We start from the raw sequence: 15179 nt of genomic DNA, 5'->3' as shown, positions 1-15179 counted from the left end.
TATTTAATTTGTGAATGGATTACTTCAAGCGACTACTCGAATTACTGAAAATAGAAAGGGAAGAAGATAAGCAATCGTACCAGCGATTGATCGAACGCTCGTCTGTCTCCGAACGCCGTGCCGCCGGGCTGGCGTGGTACCCCATTGCCATCCGCGGCCAGGAAATGAGCCGCGGCGATTACCTCACCGTGGAAGTGGAACGTACGACGCACCAGGATTTGCCGCATCAGTTGCGGTTTGGAATGCCGGCTGTTTTGTTCAGTAACCATGAACCTAAAAAGGACCGCGTCGAAGGAGTTGTTTCTCATCAGGGCGGTAACCGGCTGAAAATCACATTGCGTACCGACGAGCTTCCCGAATGGTCGCGCGATGGCAAGCTGGGCATCGATTTGCTGTTCGATGATAACAGTTACGACGAAATGCAATCCGCATTGAAAGCTGCGGATGCGCTGGGTTCGTCGGAAAAAGAAGGGCATTTGATCAAGGTGCTGACCGGAGAGAAAGCGCCTTCATTTGACAAAGACATTTATCCCATTCATATTCCCAAACTGAATCCGTCGCAGCAGCGCGCGGTGCAGAATATCCTTTCCGCGCAGGAGCTCGCGATCGTGCACGGGCCTCCGGGTACGGGTAAGACCACCACATTGGTGCAGGCCATTAAGGCTTTGGTTAAAAAGGATAGCCGGCCAGTTCTCGTCGTGGCGCCGAGCAATACGGCAGTGGATTTGCTGAGTGAAAAATTGAGCGAGGAAGGCCTGAACGTACTTCGTGTCGGAAACCCGGTGCGTGTTTCGGAACGACTTTCGGCATTGACTTTGGATAGTAAAATGTCGGCACACCCGAGCGTGAAGGACATTAAAACGCTGAAAAAGCAGGCCAACGAGTACAAAAATATGGCGCACAAATACAAGCGCCATTTCGGAAAGGCCGAGCGCGACCAGCGGAAAGCATTGTTCGACGAGGCACACCGCATTATGAAGGATGTGGCGAACATGGAGCAGTACATTATCGATGATTTGCTGACCAAAACGCAAGTCGTGACGGCTACGCTTGTGGGCTCGAACCATTTCATCGTCCGCGGCATGAAGTATCGTACCGTGGTAATCGACGAGGCGGGGCAGGCATTGGAGCCCGCCTGCTGGATACCGATCCTGAAAGCGGAGAAAGTGGTATTTGCCGGTGACCATCTGCAATTGCCTCCAACCATTAAATCGGAAGATGCGGCCAAAGGCGGATTGAGCACCACATTGCTCGAAAAATCCGTGGCATTGCATCCTGACTCGGTTGTCCTGCTGGAAGAGCAATACCGCATGAACGAGGCGATTATGGGTTATTCTTCCAAAGTGTTTTATCAGGATAAATTAAAGGCCCACGAATCGGTGGCGAGCCGTGTGCTCTTTCCAGGCGAGGCGCCGCTGGCATTTGTCGATACGGCAGGATGTGGTTTCGATGAAAAGCTGGAAGGTACCAGCTCCACCAACCCCGAAGAGGCGGTATTTCTTTTCAAGCATTTGACCCAACTGGCGACGGAATTTGCGCAGCGTAATGCCAAAATCGAAGATTTTCCCAGCATTGCCATTATTTCACCTTACAAAGAGCAGATCAATATTCTCAAAACCCAGCTCGCGCACGCACTTGATCTGCAACCTTATCTCGACAAAATAGCCGTCAACACCATCGACAGCTTCCAGGGGCAGGAGCGGGATGTGGTGTATATCAGCATGACGCGCAGCAATGCCGAAGGACAGATCGGCTTCCTCGCCGACATCCGCCGCATGAACGTGGCCATGACCCGCGCACGCAAGAAACTCGTCGTGATAGGCGATAGCGCAACGCTTTCGGTGCTGCCGTTTTACGAAAATTTCATCGCCTACGCCGAGGGTTTGAATACCTATCAAAGCGCCTGGGAGTTTTCGGATTTGTAAGTATGTGATGAGTGGATTTTTCTTTCAGACACAAAGATATTCATCCGACTTGCTGAAAATCCTATGTTCAAACAGTACCTTCTCGCGTTTTGTCTGATCGTTACCACTTCCCTTGCCACCCTCGCGCAAACACCGCCGGGCGGCGACCCGCCCGGCGGGTTAAGAGGTTTAATTAAAACCAAAAAAGGCGAACCGCTGCCCTTTGCGGCCATTATTGTGAAAGGAACGAGCGTGAGTACCATTTCCAATGAAGAAGGCCGCTACCAGCTCGATCTGAAACCGGGGTATTATGAGGTGATTTTTCAGTACCTGGGTTATAAAACAGGGCAAAAAAGCTTCACGGTAGAGGATAAAATGCAAACTTTTGACCTCACCATGGAGGAGCAGGCGCTGAGCCTCGGGGAGGTGCGCATTGGTGCCCGCGACGAGGATCCGGCGTACACCATCATGCGGAGCGCCATTGCCAAAAGCCGTTACCATTTCCTGCAAGTGGATGCTTACACCGCCAAAGTGTATTCCAAATCGTCGTTTGTGGTCACCGACCTCCCGATGGAATTCCTCTATAAAAAGGAATTAAAGGAAATGGAGAAGGAAGCCAATTTCAAAAAGGGCGTTCCGATGCTGAACGAGACGGTTTCGGAAGTGACGTTCCGCCAGCCAAATGTGTATAAACAACGCGTAGTGGCCACGCGGAGCAGTATGGACAAGAACATGGCCGACCCGAATATGTACCTGCTCGCAAGCTTTTACCAGCCGGAAGTCGTGAAAGCGGTGTCGCCGCTCTCGCCGCGCGCATTTACCTATTATAAATTCGAATACCTGGGCGCATTCCGCGAGAATGGCATTGAAGTGAACAAAATCAAAGTAACGCCGCGCAATTGGGGCGAAGGCGTGTACCGCGGCACAATCCAGATCATCGAGGGCGAATGGAGTATTTACAGCCTGGATTTGCAGACGGTCAATACCGGTTTCCGGGTCGATATCAAGCAGGTTTACAGCCCGGTACAAGGCGTGTGGATGCCGGTTAACCAGCAATTCCACGTAGCGGGAGGCATTTATGGTTTTAAAGGAAAAGGCGATTTCGTGATTTCGCAGTCTTTCACGAATGTGAAGATCAACCCTACATTCAAACCGGATATTGCGGTAATCGATGACAAGAAATATGCCGAGGAAGCCAAAAAAGTACGTCTGACCGGCCGGGAAATCAAGTCGCAGAGCATGGAGGATGTGGTAAGCAAGCAGAAATCGTTTTCGGCCAAAAACCTGCGCAAGATGATGAAGGAGTACGAAAAGCAGGACCTTAAAGAGAAAGAGAAAAAGGGCGAGGATATCGATATGAAAATGAACCGGGAAGACTCCACGCAAGTGGATTCGATGGCTTCGAAAAGGAGCATGGCTTTCTGGGATTCGCTGCGGACGGTGCCGCTTACGGTGGCGGAAGTGAAAAGTTACACCCGGCTGGACAGTCTGGTGATTATCAATGAAGGCTCCGAAAAACAGAAGGATAGCCTGAAAACCAGCAAAGCGGATACGACCAGATCGAAGAAGGGTAACAAGTTCGGCTTCGGCGACCTGCTGACGGGCCGTAATTTCCGGTTGGGTAAGGAAAGTCCGTTCCGGCTGGATTACATCGGTCCGTTGCCTGGTGTGCAGGTGAATACGGTGGAAGGGCTGGTACTGAATGGCGCGGGGCTGAAATTGCGGCATTCGGGCGGGCGGAAGAAGGCAGGTTCTGATACCGGGAAGTCAGGAGTCGTCAAAGGTGGTCATGATTGGTCGGTGGGAGGGTTGACGCGGTATTCGTTCGGTCGTAACAAGTTGCTCGCGACAGGCGTGGGCAATTACAGCTGGGCGCGTAATGCGATCAGCGTGTCGGGCGGGCGGGGCATTGCCCAGTTCAATGGCGAAAGTCCGATGCATCCGCTACTGAACACGCTCACAACACTGTTTTTGGAGCAAAATTTTATCAAAGAATATCAAAAGGATTTCTTCCGGGTCGATTTTAAGAACAGCAGGGAGAACGAACATTTCGAACTTAAAGCCAGCATCGAATATGCGGATCGCACGGCGCTGTCCAACCTGGAAAGGACGTCGCCATACCGCTGGATCGACTGGAAACGGCGGGAGTTTACCTCCAACATCCCCGACAATGCCGAAAACCGCACCGATGCAAATGTGCTGCCTCCACCATTGCAGCGCCACCAGGCACTCACCATCGGCATTGCCGCTTCCTACAAACCCTGGCAGAAGTACCGCACACGCAACGGCAAGACTTCCTATTACGACGACGATTCACCGAAATTTTCCATCGGATACCGCAAAGGCATCCGCAATGCATTCGGCAGCGACGTCGGTTATGACTTCGTGCGGATCGGCATCGAGCATGGGTTTGAGACCGGTATCCGCAGCAAATTGCGTTATAAGCTGGCCGTCGGCAGTTTCCTGGGCCGAGATAGTCTTCAATTTCCCGATTACGAGCATTTTGCGGGCAACCGTTTCTTTTTCCAGCTCGGCGATCCCGTCGGCACATTCCGCATGCTCGATTACTACAAGTACAGTACTTCCAAAAGTTTCTTCGAAGCACACGTACTCAGCGAGCTCCGCCAATTCCTGCTAACCCAGATCACCTGGCTGCGCATTATGGGCGTGAAAGAAAACTTCTTCCTGCATTACCTCGCCACCCCCGACTCGCGCAACTACGCAGAGCTAGGCTACGGACTGGACATCGGCATCCGCTTCCCCCTGCGCGTCGAGGTGGCTAATAGTTTTGAAGGATTTAAGTATAAGCGTACCGTCTTTCGGGTCGGGACTACGATGAATATTAACTGGGGGAGGAATTAAAATATAAATTCCTCGAAGTTATTCGGATGGATGATCTTGAATTCGCTGCCCGGATATGCGTTGCTGAACGTTTTGGATAAAACGGCCCGGGCTTTCGAGCTCCATTTAAATTCATAGGCATGCAGCTGGCCGTCAATGTCTTCCAGATAATCGATTTCGTTTTGTTCTTTGGTTCGCCAGTAGTATTGATTCGCCCAAATGCCATTGTAGTTGACAAACTTCATCCGCTCGGAAATAATGAAGTTCTCCCACAATGCACCTATGTCGGTCCGGAGCTCAGGCTGGCTGAAATTGGCGATCAATGCATTGCGGATGCCGTTGTCGTAAAAGTAAATTTTTCGACTGCTTTTAAGCTCGTTCCGCAAATTGCGGCTGAAAGAACTGAGCCGGAAGATGATAAAAACCTGTTCGAGCAGGTTTATGTATTTTTCGACAGTCTTGTTATCGAGCCCGCACATTGTCCCCAATTCATTGTAAGAAACCTGTGATCCCACCTGAAATGCCAATGCCTGTAACAAACGCAGTAGTTTTTCAGGTTTCTGAATGTTTTCCCAGGTGAGAATGTCTTTGTATAAATAGCTGTCAGACAGTTGTTTTAAAATTTCTTTTTCCTCGCCGGGGTTATTGACGATATCAGGATAGTAGCCATAAAGCAGCCGTTGAGGCAGCAGCCGCCGCTCTTCGATCAGGCCATGGTGATTTACCATTTCACCGAACGACAATGGAAACATTTGGTACTCCCATTTCCGACCGGTAAGTGGTTCATTGATTTTATTGGCAAGTTCAAAAGAAGAGCTTCCGGTTGCTATGAGCTGAACTCCTGGAATATTATCGGTGATCAGTTTTAATTTTACACCGATATCAGCAATGCGCTGAGCTTCATCGATGACGATGTTTTTCTTTCCTGCAAACAGGTTTTTCAATCGAGTGGAAGTCGCATTATCGAACAATGCCCGTACATCCGCTTCATCGCCGTTGAGCCAAAGTGTGTCGTCAGAGCTGCCGAAGAGGCTTTGAAGTAATGTAGTTTTACCCACCTGCCTGGCACCTGTCAGTATAATTGCTTTGCCATCATACAGCTTCTTTTCGAGTACGGCTTGGAGATTTCGTGTGACCATATGGCATCTCGGTTTTTATAAAATTACAACTTTTTGGGAATGGATTCCTAAAAAGTCGATGTTTTTTAGGAATCCATTCCCAAAAAGTCGAGTTTTTGCATATTTGTTAGTAGAAATCTCTAAGCTTCGCTGTAATTTCTTCCTCGCTTGGTAACAGTTTTCGGTATTGCTTAGGCAACTGGTTGGTGGTGTTGTAAGTGGCGACGCCAATAGGCAGCGCGGTGTTTTTCAATGAATATTCTACGACGGTTCTGTCCTTGTTTTTGCAAATGATGATTCCAATTGACTCGTTTTCGTGAGGTAACCTAACTTTGTCATTCAAAACCGAAAGATAGAACTCCATTTTGCCCTTGTGCTCGGGTTCGAACTCTCCAATTTTAAGGTCGATGGCAATGAGGCATTGCAGTTTACGATGGTAGAGAAGCAAATCCACCCAGTAGTCCCTTTCTCCGACTTGAATCCGGTATTGATTCCCGACAAAAGTGTAGTTGTTGCCCATTTCCAATAAAAATTTTCGGATGTTTTTTACAAGCTGCTGTTCTAATTCGGACTCGGAATGCAGCTCTGCTAAATCCAGAAAATCGAATGTGTATGTGTCTTTTACAGCGAGTAGTGCCTGCTTGTTGGTCGGTTCAGGCAATGCGTAGTCGAAATTGGTTTGATTGAGGAGATATCGTTCAAATGCCTTGTTCTCAATCTGATGAAGAAGCACATTTTTCGACCAACCATATTTGCTTGTGGAAAGAATGTAGAATTGTCTTTCATGACTAAGTTTACACTTGGATAATATGACCAAATGCTTACTCCAGCTAATTTCTCCAACCAGTGGTTGGAGATTTATATCTGATTGATAATCAGTATAAAACTGAACCATATACCAAATATTAGTAGTCGAGAAACCACTCGATTTCGGGAACTCTGCTTGCAGCTCCTTCGACAGTGATGCTACAATCGATTTACCCCAGCTTTCGCTCTGTTTTTCGGCAATGGATTTGCCGATTTCCCAGTATAGTTTTGATATAAGGACTCTCATTTGGTAACGGTTTGTAGAATAAACTTTTTTCGAATGCGTCAGATTTGTCTCGCCTAGTTACTTATCTTTACCCTCATTAAAATCTCCTGATAAAATACCTCTCCAAATCACAGAATCGAGCCATGCTCTTCTGTAACCTCCCCGGCGCTTGATTCCGGGACAATTTGCTACATCCAAAATTTTATCAGAGAGAAATGGAAGGAATACAAAAAATAGCTGTGATCGGCGGCGGTGGCCGTACGGGTCAATATCTTGTCAATCAACTTCTTAAAAAAGGTTATTCGTTGAAGTTGCTGCTGCGGCATCCTGAGAATTTCACTATTCAAAACCCACAGATCGAAATCGTGCATGGCGATGTGCTGAATCCGGACGCGGTACAGACGCTACTGGATGGCTGCGACGCGGTTTTGAGCACGGCAGGGCAACGGCAGGGTGAGCCGCTCGTTGCGAGCCAAGCCAGCGTCAATATCCTGAATGCGATCGGCGATCGGCCGGTGCGGTATGTGGTGCTGGCGGGCTTAAATGTAGATACGCCGACGGACCGGAAAGGGGAGGAAACGGCAAAAGCTACCGAATGGATGCGTACTACGTTTCCGACCATTCACAACGACCGCCAGAAATCTTACGCAGTGCTTGCCGAAAGCAATGCGGAATGGATTATGGTGCGGGTTCCTTACATCGAATTCAATGGGAACCGCTCGGAGGTGAAGGTAAGCGGGGTCGATTCGCCGGGTACGAAGATCGATGCCGCGGATATTGCCGCATTCATGATCGGGCAGCTTGCGGATGATACCTGGCTGCGGAAGGCGCCGTTTATTTCCAACTAAAAAAAGTGGCCGGCAAATTCGTTTGCCGGCCACTACTCATATTAGTCAAATGCTTTTAAACCAATGCATTCCAGAGGATTTCCGCCGGGTGGAGTGCTTTACGACCGGTTCCGTCGTGGATCTGGTGACGGCAGCTGGTACCGGGCGCGGCGATGATCACTTCCTCCGGCTGCTGGCGCACGGTCGGGAAGAGTACGAGCTCGCCGATTTGCATGGAAATATCGAAATGCTCTTTTTCATAACCGAACGATCCCGCCATACCGCAGCATCCCGATGGAATGAGCTGTACGGTGTAGTTTTCCGGTAGTGAAAGCATTTTTTTCGTTGGTATGACGCTGGAAATGGCTTTTTGCTGGCAATGTCCGTGCAGCTTGATGAGCCGTTTTTCCTTGGTGAACTGGTTTTTTGAAATGTTTTTCAGTTCAATTTCACGAGCGATGAACTCGTCGAACTGCAATGCGTTCTGGGCGACCATTTTGGTATCTTCCACCAATTCGTCGCTTACGAGATCGGGATATTCGTCGCGGAATGTGAGGATCGCCGATGGCTCGATGCCCACCAGCGGCGTGTCGTATGAGATAATGTCTTTCAACAGACGGATATTCTCCTCCGCGATTTTCTTCGCATCCCTCAGCAAGCCTTTGGAAAGCTGCGGACGTCCGGAAGGACCGTGATTTGGAATAATTACCTCATAACCCAGCTTTTCCAATGCAAGAATGGCGGTTTTGCCAATTTCTACATCATTATAATTGGTAAACTCATCACAGAACAAGTAAACTTTCCGCTCCGATCTCGGCGCGCTGCTTTTCCGCTGATCATACCATTTTTTCACGGTCGTGCTATGCAGCAGCGGCATGGTACGCTCCGGGTGGAAGCCCACGACGGTATTTGCAATCTTGCGGAGCGGCGCATTCTTGAAGATCAGGTTGTAAGCCCACGGTACATAGCTCGCAATGCCGGTCATTTTGGAAAAATTACCCACGAGCCAAGAGCGTACCGGGATGCCGTTCGCGTCGTGATATTGCTGCAAGAACTCCATTTTCAGTTTCGCCACATCCACATTGGAAGGGCATTCGCCTTTGCAGCCCTTGCAGGCGAGGCAGAGGTCGTACACTTCTTTGATCTCCTTGTTATCGAAGCGGTTCTCCTTGGGCGAGCGCGTGAGCATTTCGCGCAGGATGTTCGCACGGGCGCGCGTGGTGTCCTTTTCGTTACGGGTCGCCATGAAGCTCGGGCACATGGTACCGCCGCTCAAATGTGTTTTCCGGCAGTCGCCCGAACCGTTGCATTGCTCGGCGTGTTGCAGGATGTCCTGGTCGTGGAAACGGAAATTCGTTTTGAATGCGGGCGTTTTCTGATCGGCTTCGTAGCGCAGGAACGTGTCCATCGGCGCGGTATCGACGATCTTGCCCGGATTGAAAATGTTATTAGGGTCCCAGGCTTTTTTGATGTCCTTGAACAATTGGTAGTTATGCTGGCCAACCATTTTCGGGATAAATTCCCCGCGCAGGCGGCCGTCGCCATGCTCACCGGAGAGCGAGCCGTCATATTTCTTCACCAGGTCCGCAATCTCCTCTGCAATCATCCTGAACTGGCGGTGTCCTTCACTAGTTTTGAGGTTGATAATCGGCCTCAAATGCAGCTCTCCAGAGCCTGCATGCGCGTAATGCACGGCCGACATGCCGTGTTTTTTCAGGATTTCGTTGAACTCGCGGATGTATTCCGGCTGGTCGTAAACGTCGATCGCCGTGTCTTCGATCACCGCTACCGCTTTTTCATCACCGGGAATATTACCCAGCAAGCCGAGACCAGCTTTCCGAAGCGTCCAGATTTTCTTGGTATCGTCGCCGAAAAGCAGCGGGAAATGGAAACCGATGCCCACTTCTCTGAATTCTTTTTCCAGGTCGGCGGCCAGCTGCTCCACTTCTTCTTTGGTTTCCCTCGAAAGGTCTACAACGAGAATGGCCGGAAACTTTCCGTCGGGCTTATTCTTGACGAAGAATGCATTTTTGCTTTGTTCAACATTGGTCGCAGCACATTCGAGTACGTACTCATCGATGAGCTCCACGGCGTGCGGGCCGTATTTGAGCGTCAGAATCGTTGCGCGCAATGCTTCGTCGATGGTATCGCAATGTACGCATACGAGGCCCTGCGTTTTCGGTGGGAGTGGTACCAGGTTGACTTTGATTTCGGTCAAAAAACAAAGCGTACCTTCCGAACCGGCAATGAGGCTGCACATATTGAACGGCCTGTCGGCATCGGTACCCGTCGTGTAAGGCTCCATATTCAGGAGCATATCGAGGGCGTAACCCGTATTGCGGCGCTCTACCGAAGGTTTCGGGAAATTTTTCCGGATCTCTGCCTGGTTTTCAGGCGAGTTCAGGATGGCGTCGGTTTTGAGATATATTTTATCCAGCAGTGATGCGCTGCCGTTTTTCTGCCGGGCGCTATTCAAAAGCGATTGCAGATCATTGCTGCTCACATTTTTGAACTCCGCGTCGCTGCCGTCGGCCAGGATCGCTTTCACTTCCAGCAAATGCTCCCGCGTGCTGCCGTATACGATAGAGTTGGAGCCACAGGAGTTATTGCCGACCATCCCGCCGATCATGGCACGGTTGGCGGTGGAAGTTTCGGGTCCGAAATACAGTCCGTAAGGTTTCAGGGCCATATTCAGCTCGTCGCGCACTACGCCCGGCTGCACGCGTACCCAGCGTTCTTCGGCGTTTATTTCGACTATTTTATTGAAATTTTTCGAAACGTCTACTATTATACCGTTACCTACCACCTGGCCTGCCAGCGAGGTGCCGGCTGTACGGGGAATCAGCGAAACTTTCTTTTCCGTGGCATACGAAATGAGCGTTTTCAGGTCGCCAATCGACTTGGGGATCGATACGGCCAGGGGCATTTCGCGGTAGGCAGACGCGTCTGTTGCATATAACGTCCGCATGGTATTGTCGTAAAAGAGGTCACCATCAAGGCGTTGTGCAAGCAAACTCAGATCTGCATCTGATACTGGAGACAGGGATGTCATAAATGCAATTAACTGGAAAAATAACGGACTCAAAGTTACGTACATCAACGAAGGAAGTCCAGCAAAAAGTTGCGTAAAGTGCGCGGCCGCATTTGTGCCTGCTATCCGTATTGGATCATTTAAGTTATTTATATTATTTTGTGAATGGTGGGTGTTCGGTTCCGCCAGTTCAAACCCATGACTACAAACTGTTTTGCCGCTTCACGGATATCGGTATTCCTCGCAGCATTGTGCGCCTTATTTTCTTGCAGCGATCCTGAAAAAAATACTAATGCGCTCTTCCAGGAGATGGACGCTTCCGAAACCGGTATCGATTTCGTGAACAAGGTCGAGGACCGGGAGGATATCAACATATTCAACTACCGCAATTTCTACAACGGCGGCGGCGTGTCGATCGGGGATATTAATAATGATGGCTTGCCGGATATCTATTTCACCGCCAACATGGGTGAAAACAAACTGTACCTGAACAAAGGCAACTGGAAGTTTGAGGACATTACGGCCAAAGCCGGCGTAGCCGAAGCCGATAAATGGAGCACAGGTGTAGTCATGGTCGATGTAAACGGCGATAATCTGCTGGATATTTACGTCTGCAATGCGGGTTACCAGAAATTTGTGAATAAACAGGGCAACTCACTTTACATTAATAATGGCGACCTTACATTCACCGAATCGGCCCGGAAATACGGCCTGGACGAAGCCGGGTACTCCACCCACGCCGCTTTCCTGGACTACGACCTCGACGGCGACCTCGATGCTTATGTGCTGAACAACAGTTTTATACCGGTTAATACGCTCAATTACGCCAACGACCGCAACCTGCGCGCGAAAGACTGGCCCGTCAAGGATTTTCTCAAAGGCGGCGGCGCGAAATTATTCCGAAACGACGGCGGGAAATACGTGGACGTGAGCGAGAAAGCGGGCATTTATGGCAGCCTGATCGGTTTCGGACTTGGTGTGAGCGTGGGCGACATCAATGGCGATCTTTACCCCGATATTTACATTTGTAATGATTTCTACGAGAAGGACTATTTGTATATCAATCAAAAAGACGGCACATTCTCGGAAGAACTCGAAAAACGGATCAAGCATACGAGCCTCGCTTCGATGGGCGCCGACATGGCCGATATCAACAACGATGGCTACCCCGAGCTGTTCGTAACCGACATGCTCCCGCGCGATGAGTACCGCTACAAAACGACCACTTCGTTCGAGAACCATTATCTTTTTAACCTGAAAAAAGAGAAGGGTTTTTATAACCAGTACATGCAGAATAGCCTGCAATTCAATAACCAGGACGGGACTTTCAGTGAGATTGCCCATTACGCGGGCGTGGCGGCGAGCGATTGGAGCTGGGGCGCATTGCTTTTCGATGCGGATAACGATTCTAAAACAGATATCTACGTTTCGAACGGCATTTACCACGATATTCTCGATCAGGATTTTATCGACTTTTTTGCCAATGAAGTCACGCAGAAAATGGTGATGTCGGGCGAAAAACAGAATATGCAAAGCATTATCGACCGGATGCCTTCCACGCCGGTCGCCAATCATTTCTTCCATAATGAAGGAAATCTCCAATTCAAGGAAAGGGGAATGGAATTCGGTTTTGGCAAAGCTTCGTTTTCAAACGGCGCCGCCTATGCCGATCTGGACAACGACGGCGACCTGGACCTGGTCGTCAACAATGTGAACGATCCTTGTTTTGTATTTAAAAACAAATCCGAAGGCCGGAAGGATAAGAACCACTTCATCCGGTTCCATTTGAAGGGGCAGGGGATGAATACCCGTGCTATCGGTTCTAAAATAGCGGTTTACGCGGGTGGCCAGGTTTTCAGCAGGCAACTGAACCCCTCACGCGGGTTCCAGTCGAGCACGGAATATCCGGTGACCATCGGTTTGGGGAAAATAAGCCAGATAGATTCCGTGCGTGTGCTGTGGCCTACAAGCAAGGTGACGAGCATTGGTGCAATTAAATCTGATACATTATTGACGCTCACCATTGGGGATGCCAAAGTGAAATACATTGATCCGGCAAATCGGCCAAATCCCAGGCAAGGCCAAATGCTGACCAATGTGCCTGCGAAAGGGCTGGGCGCGCATCGGGAAAACCGTTATGAGGATTTTTACAACGAAAGAAATATCCCGGCAATGCTCTCCCGCGAAGGCCCGAAGGCGGCAATTGGCGACGTGAATGGCGACGGGCTCGACGATATATATGTATGCGGTGCGAAAGGGCAGGGCGGGCAACTGTATTTGCAAAAAGGCGGACAGTTTGCGTCATCGTCCCAAAAGGCATTCAGCGATTTTGCAGGCTTTGAGGACACCGCTGCATTGCTTTTCGATGCCGACGGCGACGGCGACCTGGACCTGGTGGTGGGAAGCGGTGGTAATGAAAGCATGGCGAAGAATGCCGACTTGCCCACCCGCCTGTATCTGAACGACGGAAAAGGCAATTTTACATTTAATAGTCGCGCATTGCCCCCTAATGCAATGAATACCGCGGTAATCGCCGCCGAGGATTACGATAAGGACGGCGATACCGACCTGTTCGTGGGTAGCCGGAGCGTTCCGCGCGAGTACGGTTCGAGTCCTTCCAGCTACATTTATGAGAATGACGGTAAGGGTAATTTTAAGGACGTTACGAAAGCCATTGCGCCGGAACTGACCAAACCCGGCATGGTACGCGACGCTGCCTGGACGGACATCGATGGCGACGGGCAGAAAGAGCTGGTGGTAGTGGGCGATTGGATGGCGCCGGCTGCATTCCGGTTTTCAGGTGGGAATTTCAAAAAGGTACCCACGGGACTGGAAGCGTATACGGGTTTCTGGGGCACGCTCAAAACCGGTGATTTCGATGGGGATGGCGATCAGGACATTGTTTTGGGTAACATTGGTGAGAACTTTTCGCTTCAAGCATCGGCAGGTTCGCCGTTGAAAATGTGGGTCAACGATTTTAACAAAAACGGGACGATTGAAAAAGTTATCTCCAAAACCGTCGATTCCAAAGACCTGCCTGTGCTGCTGAAACGTGAAATGACCACGCAGTTTCCTTTCCTGAAAAAGAAGAGTATCAAGCATTCGGAATATGCGGTGCTCACGGTTCAGGATCTTTTTCCGGAAGATTTACTGAAATCATCGGTGGAAAAGACCGTGACTTATATGCAATCGGGCATTGCGGTGAACGACGGCAAGGGGCAGTTCAAACTGGTGGCATTGCCTTATCTGACGCAATTTTCCTGCCTGAATGCGATCCAGAGCGAGGACGTGAACCACGACGGCAAACCCGACCTGATCGTGGCCGGCAATTTTACCTATTTTATTCCCCAATTCGGTAGCCTCGATGCCTGCCGGGGCAATGTGCTGATTAATAAAGGTAATATGCAGTTTGAGGTTTTACAGTCGGTCCAAAGCGGTTATGCGCTGGATGGCGAAGTGAAGCAGATTAGCCGGATCAGCATTGCCGGGCAGCCTTATCTGATCAATCTGGTCAATAATGCTGCACCGGTTTTATTCAAAATCAATAAGTTATAATCTGCTTGCTGACGCTGGCTACAAACTTTCCGTACGACCGCCATCCACCGCCAGGCTTACTCCGCTAATGCTCGCAGCGGCCGGGCTCGCCAGAAATGCCACCGCCGCAGCCACTTCCTTGGCCTCGCTGAACCGGCGGATAGGTATGGACGCTTTCAGCTCTTCCGCAACCTGTTCTTTGGGCTTGCCCTGGCTCTTGCTCCGCATTTCGAACACGGAATCGAGCCGTGCCGTTTCGGTGTAGCCCGGCAATACATTATTAACCGTAATGCCAAACTGGCCGAGTTCGAGCGAGAGCGTTTTCGCCCAGCTCGCCACCGCGCCGCGGATGGTGTTGGACACGCCGAGGCCGATGATCGGCTGCTTCACCGACGTGCTGATAATGTTGATAATGCGGCCAAAACCTTCCTTTTTCATCGACGGTACCACCGATTGCGCCAGGAACTGGTTGTTGATGACGTGCATTTGAAAGGCTTTCAGGAACTCGCCGGTTTCCGCTTCGATGATCGGGCCACCGTGTGGACCGCCGGTGTTGTTCACGAGAATATGTACCTCGGGGCAGAGGCGAAGGTAGTTTTCAATGGCTGATTTGACGGCCTCATGATCGGCGAAATCGGCTACCACGTACCGGTGGAGCTGGCCGAGGGAAGTGTCCAGATCTTCGATGGCTTCGCGGAGTTTTTCTTCGTTACGGGCCACTAATGTCACGTTTGCGCCCAGCAATGCGAGTTCAACGGCGGCGGCGAGTCCGATACCTTGCGTGCTTCCGCATACGATCGCTGTTTTTCCGGTCAGGTCGAGGTTCATGGTTTTGGCTTTTTAAACTTGGTTTCAGATTGATAACGTTTTGATTTTCGTTTGTCCCGCTGC

Annotated in this window: 8 protein-coding genes; 4 read left to right on the top strand and 4 right to left on the bottom strand. The window is 50.2% G+C overall.

The window, feature by feature from the left end; translation table 11 throughout:
• Nucleotides 1–14: 14 nt before the first annotated feature.
• Both BLQ88_RS08170 and BLQ88_RS08165 read left to right on the top strand, forming a co-directional pair.
• Complete coding sequence (locus tag BLQ88_RS08170) at nucleotides 15–1925, top strand: AAA domain-containing protein (RefSeq protein ID WP_090148309.1); 1911 nt, start codon at nucleotides 15–17, stop codon at nucleotides 1923–1925.
• Between the two features lie 63 nt (nucleotides 1926–1988).
• Nucleotides 1989–4766, top strand: coding sequence for a DUF5686 and carboxypeptidase regulatory-like domain-containing protein (locus BLQ88_RS08165; protein ID WP_090148307.1), 2778 nt, complete (start codon nucleotides 1989–1991; stop codon nucleotides 4764–4766).
• Here BLQ88_RS08165 and BLQ88_RS08160 read toward each other — a convergent pair.
• Nucleotides 4763–5884: an ATP-binding protein gene (locus tag BLQ88_RS08160; protein WP_090148306.1), complete on the bottom strand. Its 1122-nt coding sequence runs from the start codon at nucleotides 5882–5884 to the stop codon at nucleotides 4763–4765. The two genes, BLQ88_RS08165 and BLQ88_RS08160, sit on opposite strands and share 4 nt — an antisense overlap.
• 106 nt (nucleotides 5885–5990) lie before the next feature.
• Nucleotides 5991–6917 (bottom strand): PDDEXK nuclease domain-containing protein, encoded by a 927-nt coding sequence (locus tag BLQ88_RS08155; RefSeq protein WP_090148304.1) that lies wholly within the window; start codon nucleotides 6915–6917, stop codon nucleotides 5991–5993.
• Between the two features lie 194 nt (nucleotides 6918–7111).
• On the opposite strand from BLQ88_RS08155, the gene BLQ88_RS08150 reads away from it, so the two are divergent.
• The gene (locus tag BLQ88_RS08150; RefSeq protein ID WP_090148303.1) at nucleotides 7112–7744 is read left to right on the top strand and encodes an NAD(P)-dependent oxidoreductase; all 633 of its coding nucleotides are present in this window, start codon (nucleotides 7112–7114) and stop codon (nucleotides 7742–7744) included.
• A gap of 55 nt (nucleotides 7745–7799) precedes the next feature.
• Here BLQ88_RS08150 and BLQ88_RS08145 read toward each other — a convergent pair whose 3' ends face one another.
• On the bottom strand, nucleotides 7800–10775 hold the full coding sequence (locus BLQ88_RS08145; protein ID WP_090148301.1) for an FAD-binding and (Fe-S)-binding domain-containing protein: 2976 nt from the start codon (nucleotides 10773–10775) through the stop codon (nucleotides 7800–7802).
• 177 nt (nucleotides 10776–10952) lie between these two features.
• On the opposite strand from BLQ88_RS08145, the gene BLQ88_RS08140 reads away from it, so the two are divergent.
• Nucleotides 10953–14309: a VCBS repeat-containing protein gene (locus BLQ88_RS08140; RefSeq protein WP_090148442.1), complete on the top strand. Its 3357-nt coding sequence runs from the start codon at nucleotides 10953–10955 to the stop codon at nucleotides 14307–14309.
• An 18-nt stretch (nucleotides 14310–14327) separates the two neighbouring features.
• Here the strand turns inward: BLQ88_RS08140 and BLQ88_RS08135 are convergent, their stop codons facing one another.
• Nucleotides 14328–15116, bottom strand: coding sequence for an SDR family oxidoreductase (locus BLQ88_RS08135; protein ID WP_090148299.1), 789 nt, complete (start codon nucleotides 15114–15116; stop codon nucleotides 14328–14330).
• Nucleotides 15117–15179: the final 63 nt, after the last annotated feature.

Origin of the sequence: Dyadobacter soli (assembly GCF_900101885.1) — a bacterium.
Lineage (GTDB): Bacteria > Bacteroidota > Bacteroidia > Cytophagales > Spirosomataceae > Dyadobacter > Dyadobacter soli.
The sequence above is the reverse complement of the archived record's forward strand: the minus strand, read 5'-3'. Positions and strand labels throughout refer to the sequence as shown.